Below are 23,568 nucleotides of genomic sequence, written 5' to 3'. Positions count from 1 at the left end.
CGATCATGAACACATCCAGACGGCGGTTTAATGCTACACCAATCGCCTGATTATAAACAAAAAACCCCGCCTGCCGGAGCAAGCGGGATCAGGAAAAGATTACTTCTCTTCCTCGTTATCTTCTTCGTTGTACTCTGTTTCTTCTTCTTCTTCGAAGTCGTCGTCTTCTTCCTCGTCTTCGATTACGAGCTCTTCGCTCTCTTCATCGTTATAGATGTCGTCATCGTCGTTTTCATCTACATCATCGTAGTTGTCCTCTTCGATCTCATCATCTTCATCCAAATCTTCCGGTGTATCATCATTGTTGAACTCATCATCTTCGATATCATCGTCGTCGTTATCATCGTTAATGATACGTGGACGTTTCGCATTCGCGATCGGATCTTCTGCACGCTCCAGCGGATACCAGCGCTTCAAGCCCCACAGGTTCGTACCTACACAGGCAAAGCGTCCGTCAATGTTTAATTCAGTGTAGAGCTGGGCGATGTATTCATTAACCTGCTCTTCGGTATATCCGCGTAGCTCAGCTACTTCCTTCATCAAGTCGCGGTAATACAGCGGTGTATTCATTTTTTTCAAAACGGCAAAGGCCAGATCCACCATTGGAATCTCATGTACCTTATCCGGATTGATCTTCAGTTCTTGCGGTGTGCTCACGTACGGACACTTCCTCTCAGATCCAGTTTCAGGCTGTTTATTTCATTCCGGTCAACGCCAGCAAAGCACTGCCGGAGACGGGCATTGTTAAACTATACGATACATTATACAAAATGCTGAGATAAGTTAAACCTATTTGCCTGCAAAAATCAAGTTTTTTACAAAAAATAGACGATTTATCCGGCATTATCGCTCGCAGACGCCTATTTGCGGCAAATTTCCACAACATCGGCGCCTTTTACAAGCGGATGATTACATACGATCCGGTGCAGATACACCAACAAGACGCAGAACGTTCGCAATAACCGTACGTACGCTACCCAGCAGAGCCAGACGCGCCAGCGTCTTCGGACGATCCTCTGTCAGTGTACGCTCGGCTTTGTAATAGCTATGCATCAGCGATGCCAGCTCATATACGTAACGAATGAGGCGATGCGGTGCAAAGTTGTCCGCAGCGACAGCGATTTCGTTTGGCAGCTCGCCCAGCTTTTGCAGCAGATCATACTCATGCTCGGTAGTCAGCTGACTGAAGTCGATTTCCGACAGCGCTGGCAGCTCGATGCCCTGCTCTTCTGCCTGACGGAAAATACTGCAAATACGCGCATGAGCATATTGTACATAGAATACAGGGTTTTCGTTGGACGTGGACACAGCCAAGTCCATATCGAAGTCCAGATGAGAATCGATACTGCGCATTGCGAAGAAGTAACGAACGGCATCTACGCCAACCTCGCTCATCAGATCCTCCATCGTCACGGCTTTACCGGTACGCTTGGACATTTTTACCTTTTCGCCGTCCTGGAACAGGCTAACCATCTGTGCAATCAGCACGGTCAGCTTCTCTGGATCATTACCAAGCGCCTGCATTGCCGCTTTCATACGCGGAATGTAGCCGTGATGATCGGCACCCCAGATATTGATCATGCGATCGTATCCGCGGCTGTATTTGTCTTTGTGGTAAGCGATATCTGGCGTTAGATACGTATATGTTCCGTCGTTTTTGATCAGAACGCGGTTTTTGTCATCGCCATAATCGGTCGTACGCAGCCATGTTGCGCCTTCCTCTTCGAAAATCTGTCCACGCTCACGCAGCTCGTCCAGTGCATCAAGCACCTGACCATTTTCGTAGAGTGAGGTTTCGCTGAACCAGATGTCAAAGCCAACACGGAAAGCTTCCAGGTCGCGCTTGATCTTTTCCAGCTCCTTGCTTAGTCCATAATCACGGAAGAAGGTAGTACGCTCGCTGGAGGACATGGAGAGCAGGCTGTCGCCCTTTTCCGCTACCAGTTCACGTGCAAAGCCCTTGATGTCCTCGCCATGATAACCGTCCTCTGGCATCGGTACATCCTGACCCAGCTCCTGCAAGTAACGAGCCTCAATCGACAGACTCAGGTTAGACACCTGATTCCCTGCATCGTTAATGTAGTATTCACGTGTCACATCGTAGCCAGCAAAATCGAGCAGATTGCAGAGCGAGTCGCCAAATGCAGCGCCGCGAGCATGTCCAAGATGCAGACTGCCTGTTGGGTTCGCACTTACAAACTCTACCTCCACGCGTTGACCTGCTCCTTTAGCGATACGACCATAGTTATCACCATGCTCGTGTACGGATTCAATCACCGGGTAAAGATAGCTTTTGTTCAGCTTGAAATTGATAAAGCCTGGACCTGCAATCTCAGCATGCTCGATGCCGCTTTTGCCAGTATCCAGATTAGCGATGATGCTTTCTGCAATCTGGCGCGGATTCTTCTTCGCAATACGCGTTAGCTGCATAGCGATATTCGTCGCTAGATCACCGTGGGTTTTGTCTTTCGGTACTTCAAGCGCAACTTCCGGCAGGTCTTCTACGCTCACGATATCGGCTGCCAGTACAGCAGCACGAACGGCTTCCTTTACGGAATTGCGGCTTTGTTCCAATGGATTAGCTGTCATTGTTTCACTTTCCTCCTGTATCGGCAGCTCCACAATAGAGTGTTCGGAGCTGCGCCTGTCTGCCAGACGGCAGTTGGTACGTTGGTGCGTTTATGATGCAGAGTCATGATCCGGAGATTCGTCGTTGGCTTGAATATGCAGGCTGACCTTAAAGCGTCCGCTCAGCTGTTCATGCACATACAGATCATATTCCCATGCGATATGCCCGGTTATGCCATTCAGTCCATGATGAAGAGACCGTGTATAGGTTTCCATCTCGAAACGGGTAAACGGCGATTGGTAAAAGCCGAGCAATTGCTCACCGGGACGAAAGGTCTGTTCCGACTCAACACCGCCATGACGCATAATCTTGATCTCGTCATTGCTAATTTTCACTGTGGTACGAATCTCTTGCTGAGGCGGCTGTGGAGGCTCGGCATAACGGATGTACAGGTTATTGCCTTTTGCAAATACCTGACCGACCATATGCGTCGTACCAACCTCTCCATCCTGCTCACTTCTCAGCGTTAGCCGCACCTCATTAGTTTCCGTCATCTGTCCAGCTCCATTTCGGATATTCCTTCGGCTTGGCTTGCTAATATAGAACATTTTCACGATAAATTCAATAAGCGCACTCCTTCTTATTGTACCATCATATGCAGCGGAAAGCCGCAATTTCCTTGAAAAAGTTCAGTCTGACTTCAATCTACGCTTCGGCTGCTGATAACGATTCATACAGCGCCTGGCGACACCAAAAACCAGCAGCACAGCCAGAAACGGCAGAACTGCTGGTCATAATCTAATATAGCTGTCATCTATCCGTTAAGACTTACACAGATCCTCGACAAATTTGGGCAGTGCGAATGCAGCCTTGTGTAGACGCGGGGTATAATATTTATTACTATCCATTTCTGGAATAGAGGCTTCATCCACTTCCAGCGGGTCATACACCTTGCTACCCATAGTAAACGTCCACAGCCCGCTTGGATAGGTCGGAATATTCGCTGTGTATACGCGTACGATCGGGAATATCTCTTTGACATCGCGGTTAACCTGACGAATCAGATCGGCCTTAAACCATGGATTGTCCGTCTGCGCGACAAAGATACCATCTTCCTTCAACGTTTCGTAAATGCCCTGATAAAAGCCCTTTTCAAATAAAGGCGCCGCCGGGCCCACAGGCTCGGTTGAATCGACCATGATCACATCGTACGTATTTTTATGTTCAATGATATGCATATAGCCGTCCGCTACGTGCACCTCGACGCGCGGATGATCCAGCTCGCCAGCGATCTCGGGTAGATACTTTTTGGAGTATTCAATCACCTTACCGTCGATCTCGACCAGTACAGCCTTCTCTACCTCTGGGTGCTTGAGTACTTCGCGAATCACACCGCCATCGCCGCCACCCACGACAAGTACATGCTTCGGATTAGGGTGCGTATGGAGCGCGGGATGAGCGACCATTTCGTGATAGACAAATTCATCCTTAACCGTCGTCATGACCATGCCGTCAAGCACTAGCATGCGTCCAAACTCCTCGGTATCGATCATGGCGAGATCTTGAAATTCGGTTTGCTCGGTCACAAGTGTCTCACGAATTTTCGCTGTAATTCCGAAGACAGGGGTCTGCTTTTCCGTATACCATAATTCCATCTGCATGACCTTCTTTCCTGATATAGTTATACACATCCATATCTAATAGGTAGCCATTCCAACTCACTCGAATTATACGCGATATCCCGGGGGACTGCAAAAGCAAAGCCCTTCTATAGCGCGAAAGGAGACGCACATATGACCATTCAAGAAATCGTTCAATTACCCGCACTCGAAGCAGCCCCTCGACTGCTGGGACAGATCATTAGTCGGATCACGCCTGCTGGAGAGATTCGCTGTCGCATCGTAGAAACGGAAAGCTATGGCGGTGCCGAAGATAAAGGCAGTCATGCCTATGGCAATCGCCGTACGGCTCGCACCGAAATGATGTTCCGACAGGGCGGAATCGCTTATGTATATCTGATCTATGGCATGTATCATTGTCTGAATGTGGTCACTGGTGCCGAGGATGATCCGCAGGCGGTGCTTATTCGTGCAGTAGAGCCGCTGGATACAAAGGATGAGCAGCGGATGCTGGCACTGCGCAATGTTCCGCTGAACCGTAGACGTACCCTTTGTAACGGCCCGGGCAAGCTGTGTCTTGCATTGGATATCGATAAGTCATTCAATGGCGTCCAGCTACTGGGGAGTGGTGGCACGCTACGGCTCGAGGAAGCCAGCGATTCTCTGGAGATGAAGATCGAATGCGGCCCGCGCATCAATATCGACTATGCGGAGGAATATGCTGCCAAGCCGTGGCGATTTTATATAAAGGATCATCCTTATGTATCCGCCAAAAACAGCAATCCGCTCGCCTATATTCATCCACTGGATGCTCCGTAAGCAGATGGTTCGTGCAGAGCCGATGGATCAACAATAACGATATGACCGTGTTGCTCATATCGCCATTCTGTACGTTGCTATTTTACAGGTGCTCCAGCGCTTGTCTCTGCACAAAATAAAAGCCGCAGACAAAGTAATTTACTCTGCCAGCGGCATGTGGAGCACCTTTTCTTTTAGCCATTCATTCATTTGTTCGACGGTCATCGGCTTGCCGTAATAATAGCCCTGCATCAGATAACAGCCTCTTGATTGTAAAAAGGCTTCCTGCTCAGCCGTTTCCACACCTTCTGCTACAAGCTCCAGCTCCAGATTACTGGCGATGGCAATGATCGTACTCACAATCGCTTGCTTGGAGGACTGATCGCTTTTGCGGACGAAGATCTGATCCATTTTGATAATATCGACAGGCATTTCATCCAGTCGTCCAAGTGAAGAATACCCGGTGCCAAAATCGTCCAGTGATACGCGCATGCCCAGTGACTGAATATGCTTGAGCTGCTCTACTGTGCCTTCCATACTGTTCATGGCGATGGACTCGGTAATCTCCAGCTCCAAATATTCTGCTGATAGCCCGCTCTGTCGCACAATCCGCTCCACGCGTCCAGCGAATAACGGATTTTCAAACATTCGTGCTGACATATTGACGGAGACAGGGACGAAAACCTTCAATTCATGTTGCCAGTTTAGATTTTGCTCGCATACCTCGCCAATCATCCAGTAGGTGATCGGTATGATGAGTCCTGTTTCCTCTGCAATCGGAATAAATTCCCCCGGTGATACAAGCCCCAGCTCAGGATGTCTCCAGCGAAGCAATGCCTCCATCCCTACCAGACGATCGTGCTGCGAATCCCATTTCGGCTGATATACGATAAACAGCTGGTTCGCATCCATCGATTGACGCAGATCATTTTCCAGACCCATACGACGCAGCTGACGAACGTTCATTTCCTCATTAAAAATGCTGTAGCGATTTTTCCCCGCATTTTTGGATACATACATCGCGGTATCAGCGGCACGCATGAGCGAGGTACGATCGTAGCCATGCTCCGGTGCTAACGCAATCCCGATACTTCCCCCGGTTACAAATACCTGATCTCCCGATAAATGATACGGCTGCTTGATCGATTGCAGGATGCGTTCAGCCAGCGATATCGCATGATCCGGCTGAATCTCACTTGCCGCAATTAGGAATTCATCGCCACCCAGTCGAAACACTTGATTGTTGCCAGGTAAATGCTCGGCTTGCATGCACTGACGCAGTCGACGTGCCACTTCAATCAGCAGCTCATCGCCCATATCATGCCCTAGCGTATCATTGATCGACTTGAACCGATCCAGATCGAGAAATAGAACTGCTCCCTGCATTTTCTCATGAAAGGCTTTTTCGAAATATCGCTGTAAGCCATAACGATTCGGTAACGCGGTTAACGGATCGCTGTATGCCATGCGCTCCAGTAAGTGCCGCTCCATAAATACAGCTGCCCACGATACGGCTAGAATGCTCAAGCTTACGAGAGATACCGCTGTAATAAGCAGCACCTGACTGGCAGAGAAGGAAAAGGTGGTAGTATCCATCGTGCCTGGCATATGGTGAAAATGCGTTGCTGCCATCCCGGTATAATGCATCCCCGAAATCGCAAAGCCCATAATGACCGCACTACTCAGCTTCCAGATGCTAAAATCCGGCTGATTCCGGAAACGATGGAATAGAAATAACGCACCATAGGAGGCAACGAGTGCAATCACAATCGATAACAGAACATACTGCTTATCATATACGATCATTGCATCCATACGCATCGCGTGCATACCCATATAGTGCATGACCGAAATTCCGATGCCCATCATCAAGCCTGCGATAATATTTTCATGTAGCTTAGGATTGGGCTTAACGACAAACGCAAAGGCAATAAATGAAGTGATAATCGCCGCCAGAGCAGACAACAGGGTCAGCGTTATATCGTAATGAACTTCCATTTCCAGATGGAAGGCAAGCATGCCTACAAAATGCATCGACCATACGCCACTACCCATAACAAAAGAGCTTAAGCATAACCAGATGATCTTACTTTTTCCACGACTATGTGATACTTTGCTCGCCAGATTGAGTGCAATATAGGCGGCAACGATGGAAATAATGACCGATAAGCCAATAATCCATCCGTTATAATGTAGAGTTAACTGCTCCATAGCATCCTCCTTTAGCCAGCTTTGATATGTTACTCCCACTCGTGATATATGGAGAGCAAGCTTATCTGCATGAAGCGTTTTTTCAATCAACGCTATTGTTTAGCAATACTGTTCACGCTAATCGATGTAATCCAGGGATGATTGATTCGATCAGATGCTTTTTTCTGCTAAGCCACTAAATCATCTCTTATATTACAACGGTTAATTATAGGCATTTCATAATAGATGAACAGGTATTCAAAAGAAAAAGCTGACCGAATCACACGTATCCGGTCAGCTGAGTGTTACATATGATTTAATTTACATGCTTTAGTGTGATTAATCGATCTTAAAATTTTCACTTAATTGATCGATCAGGCGCGATATGGTTGCAGCTGCTTCGGCACGAGTTGTACTTGCTTTTGGATCTAGCTCACCGTTAGCTCTACCTTTGATGAGTTGCTCTGCGATTGCAGATGCCAGATCATTCCGTGCCCAGTTACCGACTTTAGATTGATCTTTAAATTTGTTTAATACCTGATTGGTGTCTGCACCGAACGAGCCGTCTGGATCAACGTAGCGCATCGTATTCAAAAGAATATGCGTCATCTCTTCACGGCTGATCTTACGATTAGGCTTGTACGTGCCGTCGGTGTAACCGTTGCTTACGCCTACAGTCGTTACAGCCTGAATTGCGTTGTTGTACCATGCGGAGCTACGAATATCCGAGTAGCCTGCTTTGGTTCCATCCGGGCTAAGCTGTAGCAGATTGTTAATCATCTGAGCAAATTGCGCCCGTGTGAGTGTTGCATTTGGGTCGTATTTGTTGTTACCTACGCCATTGAGAATGCCCAGACGATGCAGGCGAGCGATATCCGCTTGTGCCCAGTGACCTGCCGTATCACTAAAGTCGGCGACATTCGTCGATTTCAACGTGATCAGCTTGTCAGCATCTTCGGTTTCTCCGGCTGCCGTGCCTTCACCTGCGGCAGCACCTACCGTGTTGTCTGTTGGTTCAGTCGCTGGTGTGGTAGTTGCTGGTGTATCGGTTTCTCCAGCAGGCTCAGGTGTACCCGTTCCTGCCGCTGCTCCACCATTGGTAAACTCTGGACCAAGACCAAGCTGCCCTGGAATCCGTCCGGCTGGCACGTTGTCGTCGTCATTTGTGCCACCGCCATTATTTTGCGTATTGTAGCTGATTGTTGCAATGTTCGTTGATGTGCCATTACGGTTCAGGATGACAACAATCTGTCCTGATGCTTCTGGGAATTGGATACTTACATCCGTAAAGCCATCCGCAGTGACAGTAACAGTTCCCAATTGAACGGTACCTTGACCATATACATCACTTTGTACAGTTACAGTGTCCCCTGTCAGTACGCCATTCACTCGGACAGTTCCCTGATTACCCTGCGTATTGACAAGCGTTGCCTCAGGGCTATCCGGGTTACCTGGAGTAGTTGGAGCATCAGCACCACTGTATGGCAAGCTTGCAATCTCTGTCTCGGTTCCATTGCTTACCGTACGAACCGAGAGTGTTCCATTGGCTGTTGGGAAGGTAAAGGTCAATTGCAATGAACCGTTCGCATCGGCTGTACCTTCTGCCAGCAGTGTATTGTTCGCATCATATACACGTACAACCTGACTGGCAGCTACATTGCTAACCGTTACACTTCCTTGCGATCCATTCACTGTACCCAATTCAGCTGCTGGCGTTGGCTCTGGAGTCGTTGGGATATCCACACCACTATATGGCAGGGTGGTGATTGTCGTTTCCGTTCCTCCACGCGTATACGTTACCGTCAAGTCGCCATCTGCTGTAGTAAAGGTAAAGTTAATCGTTGCCTCACCATTAGCATTCGCAGTTTGCGTACCCAGTAATTCATTATTCGGGCCGTATACGTTAATCACATCACCTGGCTGCGCATCGGTTACTGTAACTGTACCCTGTGCTCCATTGATGTCGGTCAGATCAGCGGTTGGTGTCGGCGTTGGAACCACGATGCCGCTATACGGCAGGGTCGCGATTTCTGTCTCCGTTCCATTCGCTACCGTTCTGACAGACAGTTCGCCGTTTGCATTCGGGAAGGTGAAGGTCAGCACTGCAGTACCGTTTGCGTCTGCTGTTTCCTCAGCAAGCTGTACATTCACATCGCTGTACACACGCACTGTTTGTCCTGCAGCTACATCGGTGACTGTTACGGTTCCTTCATTACCGTTAACATCAGTTACCTCTGCGTTTGGTGTTGGTGCTGGAATTACGATACCACTGTATGGTAGTGTACTGATTTCCGTTTCCGTTCCATTCGCTACCGTTCTGACAGACAGCTCCCCATTCGCATTCGGGAAGGTGAAGTTCAGTACTGCACTTCCGTTTGCGTCTGCGGTTTCTTCGGCAAGCTGTACATTCGCATCGCTGTATACACGTACCGTTTGTCCAGCAGCTACATTGGTAACTGTTACGGTTCCTTCATCACCGTTAATGTCACTGATGGTTGCAGTAGGTTGTGGAGTCGTTGGAACATCCACACCACTGTAAGGTAGAGTCGTGATCGTTGTCTCGGTTCCTCCACGAGTATACGTTACTGTTAGGTCGCCATCGGCTGTGGTGAAGGTGAATACTACAGTTGCTTCACCGTTACTACCAACCGATTGCGTACCCAGCAGTTCGTTGTTCGGGCCATAGACTTTGATCACGTCTGCTGGCTGTGCGTTCGTTACCGTTACAGTACCCTGTGCTCCATTGATGTCAGTCAGATCCGCTGTTGGTGTCGGTGCTGGAATCACGATGCCGCTGTATGGCAGCGTACCGATTTCCGTTTCCGTTCCATTCGCTACCGTTCTGACAGACAGCTCCCCATTCGCACTCGGGAAGGTGAAGTTCAGCACTGCAGTTCCGCTTGCATTCGCGGTTTCTTCGGCAAGCTGTATATTCGCATCACTGTACACACGTACTGTTTGTCCTGCAGTTACATTCGTTACGGTAACTGTTCCTGCGTCACCATTGATGTTACTAATGATGGCGGTTGGTTGCGGAGTTGTTGGAATGTCGACGCCACTGTATGGGAGCGTAGTGATCGTCGTTTCTGTTCCTCCGCGAGTATACGTGACGGTCAGATCGCCATCGGCTGTGGTAAAGGTGAACACTACTGTCGCTTCACCATTCGTACCTACAGACTGTGTACCCAACAGCTCGTTATTTGGTCCATAAACTTTAATCACGTCTGCTGGCTGTGCGTTCGTTACCGTTACAGTACCCTGTGCTCCGTTGATGTCAGTCAGATCCGCTGTTGGTGTCGGTGCTGGAATCACGATGCCGCTGTACGGCAGCGTACCGATTTCCGTTTCCGTTCCATTCGCTACGGTTCTGACGGATAGCTCCCCATTCGCATTCGGGAAGGTGAAGTTCAGCACTGCGGTCCCACTTGCATTCGCGGTTTCTTCGGCAAGCTGGATATTCGCATCACTGTACACACGTACCGTTTGTCCAGCAGTTACATTGGTAACGGTAACTGTTCCGTCATCACCATTAATATCGCTGATGATTGCTGTCGGTTGTGGAGTGGTTGGAATGTCAACGCCACTATATGGCAACGTAGTGATCGTTGTCTCGGTTCCTCCACGAGTATACGTTACGGTCAGATCGCCATCGGCTGTGGTAAAGGTAAAGTTAACTGTCGCTTCACCATTTGTGCCTACAGACTGTGTACCTAATAGTTCATTGTTCGGTCCGTATACTTTAATCACATCACCGGACTGTGCGTTCGTTACCGTCACAGTACCCTGTGCTCCGTTAATGTCAGTCAGATCCGCTGTTGGCGTCGGCGTTGGAATCACGATGCCGCTGTATGGCAGCGTACCGATTTCCGTTTCCGTTCCATTCGCTACCGTTCTGACAGACAGCTCCCCATTCGCACTCGGGAAGGTGAAGTTCAGCACTGCGGTTCCGCCTGCATTCGCTGTTTCCTCGGCAAGCTGTACATTCGCATCGCTGTACACACGTACCGTTTGTCCTGCGGCTACATTAGTAACTGTTACAGTACCGTCTGCGCCATCAATATCGCTGATGATTGCTGTTGGTTGTGGAGTCGTTGGAATATCCACACCGCTATATGGCAGCGTTACAATATTCGTTTCTGTTCCTCCGCGAGTGTACGTTACGGTCAGATCGCCATCGGCTGTGGTAAAGGTAAAGTTAACTGTCGCTTCACCATTCACACCTACAGACTGCGTACCCAGCAGCTCGTTATTTGGTCCATACACTTTGATCACATCACCAGACTGTGCGTTCGTTACCGTCACAGTACCCTGTGCTCCATTGATGTCGGTCAGATCAGCGGCTGGTGTCGGCGTTGGAACCACGATGCCACTATATGGCAGAGTCGCAATTTCCGTTTCCGTTCCATTCGCTACGGTTCTAACAGACAACTCCCCGCTTGCATTTGGGAACGTCACGTTGAGCACTGCTGCTCCACTTCCATTTGCTGTGACTTCAGCAAGCTGTACATTCGCATCGCTATATACACGTACCGTTTGTCCTGGTGTTACACCAGTTACGGTCACCACACCTTCATCTCCATTCACACTGCTAATGGATGCTACTGGTGTAGGTGTTGTCGGAATCACGATACCGCTATAAGGAAGCGCAGCGATTTCGGTTTCGACTCCATTCACATTAGCTACGACGGTGAGCGTACCGTCAGCAGTTGGGAAGGTAAAGGTAATCACGGCTTCTCCATTTGCTGCGGCTACTCCTGTACCCAGAACGGCGTTATTGTCATCATAGACAGTAACGGTCTCACCCGGGTCAATACCTGTAGCTGTAATCGTACCCTGATTGCTATTAATATTCGTAATGACTGCCGCTGGCTGTGGTGTAGCTGGAATATCTACGCCGCTATATGGCAGTGTAATAATGGCAGTCTCGGTTCCATTACGAGTATACGTCACGTTCAGATCACCATCTGCTGTCGTAAACGTAAACACTACTGTCGCTTGTCCACTACCGTTGGCTACCGCGGTACCTAATACCGTATTGCCTGGACCATAGACTTTAATGACATCTCCTGGCTGTGCATCGCTGACCTCTACCGTTCCCTGTGCTCCGGTAATATCGGTCAATGCAGCCGTTGGATTAGCAACTGGAAGCGTAATATTGCTGTATGGCAGAACCGAAATTTCCGTTTCTGTTCCATTGCTTACCGTTCGAACAGACAATTCACCATCCGTAGTTGGGAAGGTAAATGGCAACACAGCTGCGCCGTTACCATCCGCTGTAATTTCAGCCAGTTGTACATTGGTATCACTGTATACGCGTACCGTCTGACCTACAGCCACACCTGTTACGGTAACTACACCCTGAGCTCCATTAATACCACTCAAAGCTGCAACTGGAGTTGGTGTCGCTGGTAAAGTCACACCAGAATACGGCAGTACTACAATATTCGTTTCCGTTCCATTTCTGGTCGATGTGACGGTCAGGGCTCCATCCGATGTAGGGAATGAGAACGTAACGACAGCCTGTCCGTCGCTACCTACATTCGCTGTACCGAGTACCACATTATTAGGACCGTATACTGTTACAACATCGCCTGACTGCAAGCCTGTTGCCGTTACAGTACCCTGATCATTGTTAATATTACTCAGAGCAGCAGCTGGTGTAGGCGTAGCTGGAATATCTACACCGCTATACGGTAAGTTTACCAGATCTGTCTCTGTACCGTTCGTAGTGCTGGTGACTCTCAGATCACCATCAGCGGTTGGGAACGTAAATACGATCAGAGCCTGTCCGTTCGTATCGGCTGTTCCTGTACCCAGCACCACATTATTTGGACCATATACTTTTAAAATATCTCCAGGCTGTGCTCCTGTCACTGTGACCGTTCCCTGACTGCCACTAATGCTAGTCAGTGCAGCACTAACGATACCTGGTGTACTCTCTACCTCAATATCCTGATAATCAAATGTCAGGACGGTCGTTTCGACCCCATTGGCAAATGCACGTACAAACAATTTGCCCTGTGCTTTCAGGAACTTAAAGCTAATGGTTGCTTTACCTGTGCCATCCGCAGGGGCAGTACCGAGCAATGTATCGTCATCATCGTATACATTAGCAACTGTACCTGGTTGCAGATTCGTTACGGTTACCGTTCCGATGTCTGCATTAATCGAATCCACTACAGCAACCGGTGGATTCGCTGGTGCAGGTTGTTCTGCCGGGTAGTTCACCTGAACAGGATCACTATCCAGTTGATCACGCGTCAGTACAAAGGTTAATGCGCCACCCTCAGGCAGTAACGTCACTTGGAACATGACTACACCGCTGGCGTTCGCAATGCCTGTGCCAACGACTGTATCGTTCGCATCCACTACGCGGATCGTATCGCCTGGCTCCAGACCTGTGACATCAATCATATCGTTGCTTCCAGTCGCATTCGTCACATCAATACTAGCTGGATCCAATACAGGACCTGGTTCCGAATTGTATGGAATCGAAGTTGGTGCACTCTCAATGCCATTATGCTGTCTCGTTACAGCAATTGTGCCTCCTTGCGGAGTCAGCGTTGCATTGATAACGACTGTACCAGCCGCCGATACCGTACCTGTGCCAAGCACAGCTCCGTCTTTGTACACGGTAATCAGATCACCGGAGACGAGCGATACGAAGCTTACTGTATCAGAGCCACCTGTATTATTAGCTACGGTTACCAGTGCTGCATCAATAGGTGGAACAACCTCACGTCCATAATTTACAGCTACTGGGTCGCTTTCGATACCGAGATATTTGGCTGTCGCATAAACCGTTCCGCCTGTCGGCGTAAGAGTCAGGTCAATTGTAACGGTTCCCGATGCAGGAACGGTTGCGCTGCCGAGCACCTCATTATCTTCATAGATCGTTACGGTCAGCCCTTCGTCTACTCCTGTGACGGTTACAGTATCGCTATCACCGTAATTATTTTGCGGAGTGACATTAGCAGCTGGGATATTTGGAATAAGAACGGCTCCATAATTCACAAGAACCGGTAAACTCAGCACGCCATTGCGCTCTACAATAAGGCTAACTGCACCGCCTGTTGGAGATAAGGTTGCATTGAGCTGAACAACGCCCTGTCCGTTCGCAGTTTGTGTATCCAGAAGCGTGCCATCTGCATACACTCTGACAATATCATTTGGTTGAAGCGATGTGACGTCAATCACCGAGGAGACATTAAGTTCATTTGTAATATTGACGTTAGCTGGATTAATCGCTGCAACAACCTCGGCTGCATACGTCACAACCGTAGGCACGCTCTCTACCCCATTTCGTGTCAGTGTCACATTGACATTGCCACCAAGTGGAATAAGCGTCACCGGTATGTTCACACTTGTACCACCGGTTGCTACCGTACCTGTACCAAGCAGACTTGCATTACCATATACCTTGATAATGTCACCAGCTTGCAGACCACTTACAATCACGTTATCTGCATTACCGGAGTTGTTGCCTACATTGACACTTGCTGTAGCTACCGGTGGCACCACCTCCGCCGGATAAGCGACAGGCACGACCAAGCTCTCAACTCCTTGATCAGTTACGCTAATTCCAACCGTGCCGCCAAGCGGATTGAGGGCCACATTAATTGTAACCTCTCCGTTACTAGCTACAGTTCCACTGCCCAGCAAGCTGCCATTACCATACACCCTGATCGTGTTGCCAGCTGTCTGTCCGGTTACCCGAACGGTATCATTATTACCAGAATTGTTGGTAACCGTTACATTAGCCACATTTACAGCAGGAACCGTGATGGCACCGTAAGGAATGGAAATAGTGGTACTTTCGATATTGTTTTGCGTTACACTAAGACTCAAGCTTCCGCCCTGTGCATTCGCAGCGACTGGAATCGTTACAATGCCTGTACCCGTTGCAGTCGCTGTACCCAGCACCGTTCCATTTCCATACACTTTTACAATATTGCCAGAGGTCAGTCCATTGACGGTTACATTTAATGAACCATTGACGATACTGGACAATGAAACTTGGGATGAATTCAGTGGTGGGATTACCTCAGCCAGATAAGCTACAGCCGTTGCCGGGCTTACCACTCCCTGATGAGTTACACTCACATTAACGGAACCACCCAGAGGGGTTAACGTTACTGGAACAGTGACTGTGCCTTGAGCACTTACCGTGCCTGTACCCAGTACACCTGTACTATCATAAACGGTGACTGTATCGCCTTGAACCTGACCGCTAACGGCTACGCTATCCGTATTACCGGCATTATTGGTAACGGTAATATTAGAAGCCAGAATAGCAGGTACAGTGATCGAAGGATAGTTGACCGTGGTGGTCGCGCTTTGCAGGAGTCCTTCTTTCACACTCACGCTTAAACTACCCCCTGCCGGAGTTAAGACAACTGGCAAAGTTAAGGAAGTGTTGACTGCCGTACCGGTCGCAAGAATCGTATTATCGGATGATACGGTTACAATAGAGCCTACTTTTAGATTGTTAACGGTAACGGTCGATGCTCCACCATAAGCATTATTGATGGAAACGTTAGCCGTAGCAATTGGGGGAACAACCTCGGCACTGTACGTCACAGCATTGTAGGCACTCTCTACACCGCTGCGCGTACGGCTTACATTGATCGTACCGCCTTCTGCATTTAATGTAGTGGAGACCACGGCTGTGCCACTCGCATTCGCTGTCGCTGTACCGATCGAGGTACTGCCGGAATATATAGTGACCAGATCGCCCTCACTAATATTGTTTACGGTTACAGTGTCCTGTGATCCGTAATTGTTCGCAATGGTAATACTAGAGGTGGGAATGGCGCTTAATACAGCAGCACCATAGGTTACACTCGTCCGAGAACTTTCAGCAGTGCCACGTTTGGCACTCACACTGAGTGTTCCACCCGCAGGAATAAGCGTTGCTGTTACCGTGGCTGTGCCAGAGGCATTCGCTGTACCTGTGCCAATCGCCTGATTGCTGGAGTTATATACAGTGATGGTATCACTCGGATTTTGACCCGTCACTGTGATCGTCGAGGAGCCTGAGATTTGGTTGGATACACTAACCTGAGCAATCGTAGGAGCTGGAGTTGCTGCCAGGATTGTAAAGTTATTTTGCTGTGTGGACTCACCAATCGTTACGTTTAACGTGCTACGGGTGTAGGCGGTAAACGTATAGCTTCCAGCTGCGGGAAGCACTTTATTGTTGAGTTTCAATGTATTGGAAGCACCTAGATTTAGCGCCAGCAAATTGCCGAGCGTAATGGTTCTTCCATCGGAGCTGATGCTGTTGGAGGGGATATTCACTCCATTGAACTGATCCGCTGTCGTTGCCGTGAATCCTGCTGGTAATACGATAACAACACTACCAATCAGGTTAATTGCGATTCCCGGCTCGTAAGTAAGAGTTACGGTGGCTGTTTGTCCTGCTACATTTTGACCATTAGCAGACGAAATACCTAATCCGCCTGCGGCATTCGCTTGCCTCGGTATATTAGGCCAAATCAGGCTAATAACCAGCAGCAGAATTAAAAACGAATACCCCTTTTTCCTCATCTCTTTCGCCCCTTTTGAAAGTGTTGTAGTAGATGTCGACTAGGCTAGCAAATGAAGCTCGTAAGACTATTGTGGTACATTTAAACCAATTAACAGGATTTTATTCCTAATTAAGGAATATATACAAATATACCCTCCTTTACCTGTGATTTCGACTATTAATTAAAAAAAGATCACTATTTTTTAAAAAATAAGCATATTTTCTTTTTTTTTCCTTAAATGGTTTATAAATAAAAACGTAAAAACATCACTTTCTTGCTCTTGATTACGAATCTACGCCAACAAAAAAAGCCAGCGTAGATTACGCTGGCTTTCGCTTATTGAATTGGACATTTGTTCATCGTCGCTATCCGATGCTTTTATTAAATACAGCCGCGATCGCTTGAGCACGATCACTGACTCCCATTTTATTAAAAATATTCGTTAAATGGTTTTTGACCGTGTGCTCACTAATAAAGAGAGTAGCCGCAATCTCCTTATTACTGGATGCTTTCACGACCAGCTCCAATACTTCTTTTTCACGAGGCGAAAGGCCAAATTGCTTCACAATCGCTTCCAGTCCTCGACCTTCCGCGCCTTCGGACGAAACCGAGCGTGCCGCAACCGCTGGCGCTTCCTCCACCAGATTGATCTCGGTTTCCAGTGTATGACGACTCAGCACAAACAGGCGGAACTGGCTGACCAGTCCTTGATCAATACCGCTAATCGGCAGATCATTCACCACACGCATATCATCGTCCGCAGATGCCGCAATGGCAAACGCCAGTGCCATAATCTGACCACCACGAGAATAAGACTTTCCTGCTGCAACAGCCTGGTTATCCTGTATATGCTTATAGTCCTCAATCATCTCAGCTTCTTGCTGGAACAGATGTGGGAAGCTGCGCAGCATATTCGGATCAGAATACGACATCAGGCAGGCGCGTCCGATCATATCCGCCTCATCCTTCGTAATACCGCCCCATGTTGCAAACTCCTGTACAATGCGCTGCGCATCGGCAGTCAGTTGATACAGCGCCACATTCCATTCACGAATCGATTCGTGTAGAATCTGCGCAAACCGATTGCTATTAGACATATACTGCTGACGATCATATACCGATTTCATCACTACACTGCCCATCATCGCGAGTGCTGACAAAATCTCACGACATTCCTCGCCCTCCTGCTCCGTGCTCACCGCAACAGCCAGCACCGCGCGTGTACGATTCGCATACACGATCGGATATTCCAGCATAATCTCAAATGGTGTGCTGTGGTTGATGTAGTAGCTAGCTGCTGGCTGTTCTGCATTTTCCAGATAACGACGCGCTACATCCTTCGCATACGTTTCACCATTCGGGCTCTGCATGCCGCGTGCCACCATCTGGATTTTACCATCGTCTGAAGTACGATGCACCACAATAGACGCCGATGGATTCCATACCAGATTTAGACTCATATCTACCAGCATGAACATGACGCGTTGTGCATCCTGTACCGACACGATCATGCGCGACAGCTCGATCAGCGGCTTGAAGCGCTGAAGCTGCTTTTCCATCTTCTCATAGGTCAGGTGGTTGGCAATATACCAGCCCATCAGCGAGATCATCGTCTCTTCAAACTGGAAATGCAGCCCTGGAATCGAGCGCTCCTTATAGCTCACGCCAAATAGCAAGCCATACACTTCATCATCATAACGAATCGGGAAGCACTGCACCTCATGAACTTGAGGCACACCCTTTTGTAAAAAGAAGTTGCTACGTGGGTCACGTTCCACATTCGTCCAGCGTGACGGCTGCGCACTCAGCACCGCCTGCCCAAGGAAGCCCTCTCCCTCGTGGAATACCGCACCATTCAGCTCAGGTGCAGCTGTACCAATGCTATTAATGACCGTATATTTGCCTGTGCCCGTACGCAAGGCAAATCCGAAAATATCCGCCAGATCGCTGGATGACAGCACAATCCGCGTAATTTCCTCAATCGGATGCGCAGCAGACTGATCCGTCACGAGCGTATCGCTTAGAGCGACCAGCCGGTCAGTCAATCGCTTTTCTTTGTAGCTCGATTTTAAAATTAACGACATCGCTCGAGCTAAGCGCGTAATTTTTTCACGTTTAAATATTTCCTGCTCCGGTGTAGTCTCCTGCGTCTCATGTACCCAGCGCTGCATCGCCTCGAAAAAGTCAGTCGACACCTCTGCATCCTTCTGTGAAAAGTTAGGATGGGATAGCACGGCCTGACGTGTACCGGTCTGAATCAGAATACCCGCCCAGATAAAGAAGCTTGAAGAGAGCGGTTCCAGACTCACCGGTGCAATAAGCCAGCGAATGCCGGGCACCCATTGATCGGATAACAACGTATTTTTAATCCCTTGTAGCTTGTTGATCTCCTGCTGCATGAATCGCTGCATTTCCTCGGCATGCTGTTCAAATATGATTGTATGACCTGGATGCGAAGGCGCAGTCATCATGCGTCCTTCATGATCCGTTACCATAATTAACAGATCAGTTAACTGAGCATACGTATCCTGTAGCTCCTGACAGACGTCTCGAATATCGCTTATCAATCCCGTTGTCTCAATCATAGGCGCTCAGATCCACTTCTGTCTGCACATAGGGCGCCCGGTAACGGTAAATAGCCCGCAGGCCATCGCCATTCTTTTCCAGGATCGACATATCTGCCAGACGATTTAAGGCACGCTCGGTTACCTGTTGACTGCGTCCTAGCCTTTTCGATAGGCCACTACTTGTTTCGATCGCATACGGATTATTTTCGAAAAATAGAGTGCATTCCATTTGTAATGTAATTACATCGCTTTCTGCTACCATAAGGTCCCCATCCCTCCTTAGATCAGTTGCACGAATGGCTCATCGGGTGCGTTCGCAATAATGTGCGGTGCAGATACGCGACCGCTCGGGGATTTGGTGACCTGAAGATACTGGTAATTGCCATCTACCCACGTACGAATAACACCGTTACACGTACGCTCCAGGAATGAAGCAGTCTCTTTTCCAATCTCCGCAAAGTTGCAATGCACAACAATCGTAATTCCTAGTGAACGCCACATCGACATTTCTTCGGCAAAATAACGCAACAGGAAGTCACGGCCACGCTCGGAAATGATCGTATTCAGATCATAGTAGACAAACCAGCGCTTGTCACATGTATCCTCGCATTCAAAAATCGGCCCCAGCTTATCATTGAGTACCTGTGCGTAATCATCATTCGCCACCTTATCTACGCGAATCATCGCTTTTTCGAGATCAGAATCCACAGCTCTGCGATAATGCTCGATGAAAAAGGCTTTTCCATCACGAGCAGCCTCCCGCAGCGACACGCCAAACAACTCTATCGTATCGGCAAATGTATCCAGTGGTGTATTGCCAGACATCAGTGCTACTGTACAATCATCGTCACGAATTCGCTGTGCATAAATTGATGACATTAGGTAACGATAATTCGCTTTGCTGTTCGTATCAATCATGAATACACTCCCACGCGGAATACCGCCGCCAAGCAATTCATCCAGTGTCTCGATACCGGTTGAGAACATTTCCGTTTCCCGTGTCAGCGTCTTATCCTCAGCCATCGATAATGACGGAACAATGTACACACCTTGATTCAGGAACTTGTACGTATGCTCACCCTCCATAATACGTGTACCACGCATTTTGAGCACCTCGATCGTACGCTTGCGGTACTTCTCCATCAGCGGCTTGAGCGAGAGTCGCACGATACCGTCACAGATATAATTTTCAAAAGGAATATTCATTTCAGCAAGCTCCGCATATTCGCGGATAAAAAAGGACGTCAGATTGTGCTTGCGCATAATATTGCGAATTGTATACACATTATTGCGCGCATGCTCTTGCGTGCTTACCATCCGGAACAGGCTGATGCTGTCGATGACGACACGCTTACAGCCGATCTCCTTCACAACCGCCTCGAAGATACCGTTCGGCTGTAGCATCTGATCCAGTAAAATATCCGGCTCCATACAAATAACGCGCAGCTTATTTTCCCGCTCCAGCTGACGCAAATCCCATCCGAATCCGCTCATATCTTCGTAAATCTGCTCCGGCAACTCCTCAAATGTGATATAAATTCCCGGTTCGTTGAAGCTAACTGCACCCTCTACCAGAAACTGCATACCGATCGTCGTTTTTCCGGTTCCAGGCTCGCCCTCCAGAATCACTACAGCACCCGGTGGGATACCGCCATGCAAAATTTCGTCGAGTCCGGGTATACCTGTATGGATGGCACGTGTCTTAATAGCATTTGTGTTAGGCATATACTGCTCCCTCCATCTGTAGAATAATTTAGTCACGCAAGGGTTAGCTTTCTTACGAAGATGACTGTAAGGCAATTATAACAATGGATTGTGCATTAACAAAAGCTATTTTCCAATTTCATAACGGGACTAAAGGTTTTAATCATTTATACCCTATTTTTCCAGAAGATGATAATGTTTTCCGGTGATTCCTCTAAATATTTTATGCAAATGTATTGATTTTATAGTGGAATCATTGAATTTCTGCTGTATAAATATACATTCCCACTGGAAATTGCGCTGGAAGCGTCTATACATCCTCTGTATCTGTTTTATGCAAATAGAAGAGATGACAAGCATGGATGAATGAACGAGCACCCATTCTTTCGCTTTGGATATAAAAATAGCCGACTACGAGCTTCATTCACGAATTGAAAAAGCTGTAGTCGGCGTATACTCTCATGTTTTAACGTTCATAGTGTAGTATTCGTTGCTTGTTTTAGCTCTCCAGCACCTGCTTCAGCTCATCCGAAGAACGATTCCACCATTCTTCATTATGGCTCACAAGCAATGTTTTCAGCGCTGCCTTATCATCCGGACCAAGCTCACTCAGCATAATACGGCGCTTGATCGCATAGTCCAGCTTGTTCACATGGTCGGCGAGGATTTTCCAGCCCTTTTTATGCTCCTCATCAATCCACATCTCGCAGGCTGTGGCTCCAGCATAGCTTCCGCCTTCTGGCTGCTTATCTACCGCGACCCAGACGACCCATACCTGACGTCCGCCTTCCAGCTCCTCACGATTGGTGGTGAACTTGATGCCGCGCTCTACTTTACTTTTTGCGTGCATGGCGCCGATATCAATCTTCGCTTCGCCTCCATCAATAATAATAGGAGAAACGTTATTCAGATTGATCGCACCCGCACCAAAGCCTTTATGTTTACTGCTCTTCGTACTGCTACTAATGATGTTCAGAGACATCGCTTTTTTGGCAGGTTGAGCTGATTGATTTTGATCCATATTTTGATCCATGTTGAAAAATACTCCTTTTCTGTTCATAATTTATATTTGCTGCCGATATAAAAAAAGCAGCGTTTCATATCTTACAAACCTTTTGCAGGATAGCTGCTACATGTCTGACGGTCATTTTTGTCTATAACTATGCTTTGGCAAAGCTTAAACGACTTCTATATAGAATAGAACAGAATATAGAACCATTGATTTCTTTCTATAGAAGTAAGATATCACGATAAGCATAATCACATCATACTAGCCCTCATCTGACGTTATCCTATTCTGTCTGATCTATAAACGTGCTTTACGCTTCCCATGCAGACACGAGCCCCAATAGCAGTAAGATATTTTGCTTCGCAAAAATCACTTTTTATTGCACCTCGTGTTAGGAGATCGCTAACACTGTAAGCAGTCGTAACCTTATTGTAGCGGATCGAGTGTGAAAAACCAACGGAGCTATGAGTAACAACGTTAATCTTTTGCCTGAATAGCGATAAGCTAGCAGGATAGCAGTCTAAAAGATGACAAAGTAAAACGACAGAAAAATCACTTTTATAGGTCTAAATGCATATATCGAACGAACTATACGGGATTTTTCGACTAAAGATTAAATTTTTTTAATAATTGTAATCCCTTTAATGGCGCGGTTTTCACCATGCTGCTCACAAAGATGACAAGATTTTTCAGGTAAAAAGTGCATAACAGACATTGCCAAAGTAAAGAACCTTTGTTAGAATAAACCCAGCAAGTTTTTAGTAACAACTTTGTAAACTTTAAAAGTAAGCTTGTAACTATTGTCAGAAAAGCCGAAAATTGTCGTAAAAGTTGGATATCGTCGTACGGTGCATTAATCAAATGTGTAAAGCCAAATTTCGTGGCACCGGAAAGCGGGGGAACCGTTTTGGGTGAATTGATCTTGCAAGAGAGGGATCATAGGGGAGACCTTCTACCGAATCCTTAAGCTAACCTCGTAGGCATTGGAAGGGGACAATCGATTTAACATGAAAAAGAAACTAACCGCCGCACTCATGGGATTTGCAATTGCATTTACTGTTATGGGGAACAGCAATGCACATGCAGACTCCAGAATGGACCAGATCATTGAACCAGCAATGGGAACACCGTACCGCATCGGGGGAACATCTTTCAACGGTTTCGATTGCTCCGGATTCACACAATATGTATTCAGTAAAATGAACATTGATCTGCCGCGTCAATCCACGTCGCAGTACCAGGTAGGCGAAGCAGTAAGCAAAGGCGATCTGCAAGCTGGTGACCTCGTATTCTTCAACACGACTGGAGCAGGAGTTTCACATGTAGGCGTTATGGTAAGCAGCACTCAATTCGCACACGCTTCTACATCCAAAGGTGTACGAATTGATAATCTTAGCATGGATTATTATGCTGATCGTTTTGTCGGCGCTAAACGTGTTATGAGCAACTATGCTTTTGACACTTACGCTACAGACAATTAATTCGACCATTATGCAACTTCGACAACAATGAATCGACTATCAATATAAACCGCGAAGGATTCCCGCCAGAATCTTTTGCGGTTTTTTTATGTGCTCTTACG

Annotated in this window: 12 protein-coding genes and 1 riboswitch; of the genes, 2 read left to right on the top strand and 10 right to left on the bottom strand. The window is 47.7% G+C overall.

All coding sequences use genetic code 11. The features are described from left to right. Positions 1 to 99: 99 nt before the first annotated feature. The 4 genes from rpoE to speE all read right to left on the bottom strand — a co-directional run bounded on the left by rpoE (position 100) and on the right by speE (position 4,224). Positions 100 to 657 (bottom strand): DNA-directed RNA polymerase subunit delta, encoded by a 558-nt coding sequence (rpoE, locus tag SK066_RS00470; RefSeq protein ID WP_320543230.1) that lies wholly within the window; start codon positions 655 to 657, stop codon positions 100 to 102. Positions 658 to 909: 252 nt separating this feature from the next. Next, positions 910 to 2,589: an arginine--tRNA ligase gene (gene argS / locus SK066_RS00465; RefSeq protein ID WP_188778380.1), complete on the bottom strand. Its 1,680-nt coding sequence runs from the start codon at positions 2,587 to 2,589 to the stop codon at positions 910 to 912. 90 nt (positions 2,590 to 2,679) lie between these two features. Then, positions 2,680 to 3,123, bottom strand: a complete 444-nt coding sequence (locus SK066_RS00460) for a YwiB family protein (protein WP_188778382.1) — start codon at positions 3,121 to 3,123, stop codon at positions 2,680 to 2,682. A 267-nt stretch (positions 3,124 to 3,390) separates the two neighbouring features. Next, positions 3,391 to 4,224 carry a polyamine aminopropyltransferase gene (gene speE / locus SK066_RS00455; protein WP_188778384.1) on the bottom strand — a complete coding sequence of 278 codons (834 nt, stop codon included), beginning with the start codon at positions 4,222 to 4,224 and terminating at the stop codon, positions 3,391 to 3,393. 138 nt (positions 4,225 to 4,362) lie between these two features. On the opposite strand from speE, the gene SK066_RS00450 reads away from it, so the two are divergent. Next, positions 4,363 to 5,007, top strand: a complete 645-nt coding sequence (locus SK066_RS00450) for a DNA-3-methyladenine glycosylase (protein WP_320543229.1) — start codon at positions 4,363 to 4,365, stop codon at positions 5,005 to 5,007. A 138-nt stretch (positions 5,008 to 5,145) separates the two neighbouring features. Here SK066_RS00450 and SK066_RS00445 read toward each other — a convergent pair whose 3' ends face one another. The 6 genes from SK066_RS00445 to SK066_RS00420 all read right to left on the bottom strand — a co-directional run bounded on the left by SK066_RS00445 (position 5,146) and on the right by SK066_RS00420 (position 21,998). Beyond that, positions 5,146 to 7,197 (bottom strand): bifunctional diguanylate cyclase/phosphodiesterase, encoded by a 2,052-nt coding sequence (locus tag SK066_RS00445; RefSeq protein ID WP_320543228.1) that lies wholly within the window; start codon positions 7,195 to 7,197, stop codon positions 5,146 to 5,148. A gap of 318 nt (positions 7,198 to 7,515) precedes the next feature. Continuing rightward, positions 7,516 to 16,725: an S-layer homology domain-containing protein gene (locus SK066_RS00440; RefSeq protein ID WP_320543227.1), complete on the bottom strand. Its 9,210-nt coding sequence runs from the start codon at positions 16,723 to 16,725 to the stop codon at positions 7,516 to 7,518. 346 nt (positions 16,726 to 17,071) lie between these two features. Continuing rightward, positions 17,072 to 19,291, bottom strand: a complete 2,220-nt coding sequence (locus tag SK066_RS00435; protein WP_320543226.1) for a LuxR C-terminal-related transcriptional regulator — start codon at positions 19,289 to 19,291, stop codon at positions 17,072 to 17,074. Further along, on the bottom strand, positions 19,284 to 19,535 hold the full coding sequence (locus SK066_RS00430; RefSeq protein WP_188778392.1) for a hypothetical protein: 252 nt from the start codon (positions 19,533 to 19,535) through the stop codon (positions 19,284 to 19,286). Before SK066_RS00430 ends, SK066_RS00435 begins: the two co-directional genes overlap by 8 nt. A gap of 17 nt (positions 19,536 to 19,552) precedes the next feature. Continuing rightward, positions 19,553 to 20,998, bottom strand: coding sequence for an ATPase domain-containing protein (locus tag SK066_RS00425; RefSeq protein WP_320543225.1), 1,446 nt, complete (start codon positions 20,996 to 20,998; stop codon positions 19,553 to 19,555). 478 nt (positions 20,999 to 21,476) lie between these two features. Beyond that, positions 21,477 to 21,998, bottom strand: a complete 522-nt coding sequence (locus tag SK066_RS00420; protein ID WP_320544769.1) for a YwhD family protein — start codon at positions 21,996 to 21,998, stop codon at positions 21,477 to 21,479. 847 nt (positions 21,999 to 22,845) lie between these two features. Continuing rightward, positions 22,846 to 22,984, top strand: a riboswitch (cyclic di-AMP (ydaO/yuaA leader). Between the two features lie 9 nt (positions 22,985 to 22,993). Between SK066_RS00420 and SK066_RS00415 the strand changes: the two genes are divergently transcribed. Then, positions 22,994 to 23,467, top strand: a complete 474-nt coding sequence (locus SK066_RS00415) for a C40 family peptidase (protein ID WP_188778396.1) — start codon at positions 22,994 to 22,996, stop codon at positions 23,465 to 23,467. The last annotated feature ends 101 nt before the right edge of the window (positions 23,468 to 23,568 follow it).

Source organism: Paenibacillus hunanensis, assembly GCF_034055775.1.
Lineage (GTDB): Bacteria > Bacillota > Bacilli > Paenibacillales > Paenibacillaceae > Saccharibacillus > Saccharibacillus hunanensis.
This window is presented reverse-complemented; position numbering and strand designations above follow the sequence as displayed.

Bases quoted from the DNA above. Each gene is read 5' to 3' on its own strand.
- SK066_RS00440 (WP_320543227.1), bottom strand. From the start codon at position 16,725: ATGAGGAAAAAGGGGTATTCGTTTTTAATTCTGCTGCTGGTTATTAGC.
- SK066_RS00445 (WP_320543228.1), bottom strand. From the start codon at position 7,197: ATGGAGCAGTTAACTCTACATTATAACGGATGGATTATTGGCTTATCG.
- SK066_RS00420 (WP_320544769.1), bottom strand. From the start codon at position 21,998: ATGGATCAAAATCAATCAGCTCAACCTGCCAAAAAAGCGATGTCTCTG.
- SK066_RS00425 (WP_320543225.1), bottom strand. From the start codon at position 20,998: ATGCCTAACACAAATGCTATTAAGACACGTGCCATCCATACAGGTATA.
- SK066_RS00415 (WP_188778396.1), top strand. From the start codon at position 22,994: ATGAAAAAGAAACTAACCGCCGCACTCATGGGATTTGCAATTGCATTT.
- SK066_RS00450 (WP_320543229.1), top strand. From the start codon at position 4,363: ATGACCATTCAAGAAATCGTTCAATTACCCGCACTCGAAGCAGCCCCT.
- SK066_RS00430 (WP_188778392.1), bottom strand. From the start codon at position 19,535: ATGGTAGCAGAAAGCGATGTAATTACATTACAAATGGAATGCACTCTA.
- SK066_RS00435 (WP_320543226.1), bottom strand. From the start codon at position 19,291: ATGATTGAGACAACGGGATTGATAAGCGATATTCGAGACGTCTGTCAG.
- speE (WP_188778384.1), bottom strand. From the start codon at position 4,224: ATGGAATTATGGTATACGGAAAAGCAGACCCCTGTCTTCGGAATTACA.
- SK066_RS00460 (WP_188778382.1), bottom strand. From the start codon at position 3,123: ATGACGGAAACTAATGAGGTGCGGCTAACGCTGAGAAGTGAGCAGGAT.
- argS (WP_188778380.1), bottom strand. From the start codon at position 2,589: ATGACAGCTAATCCATTGGAACAAAGCCGCAATTCCGTAAAGGAAGCC.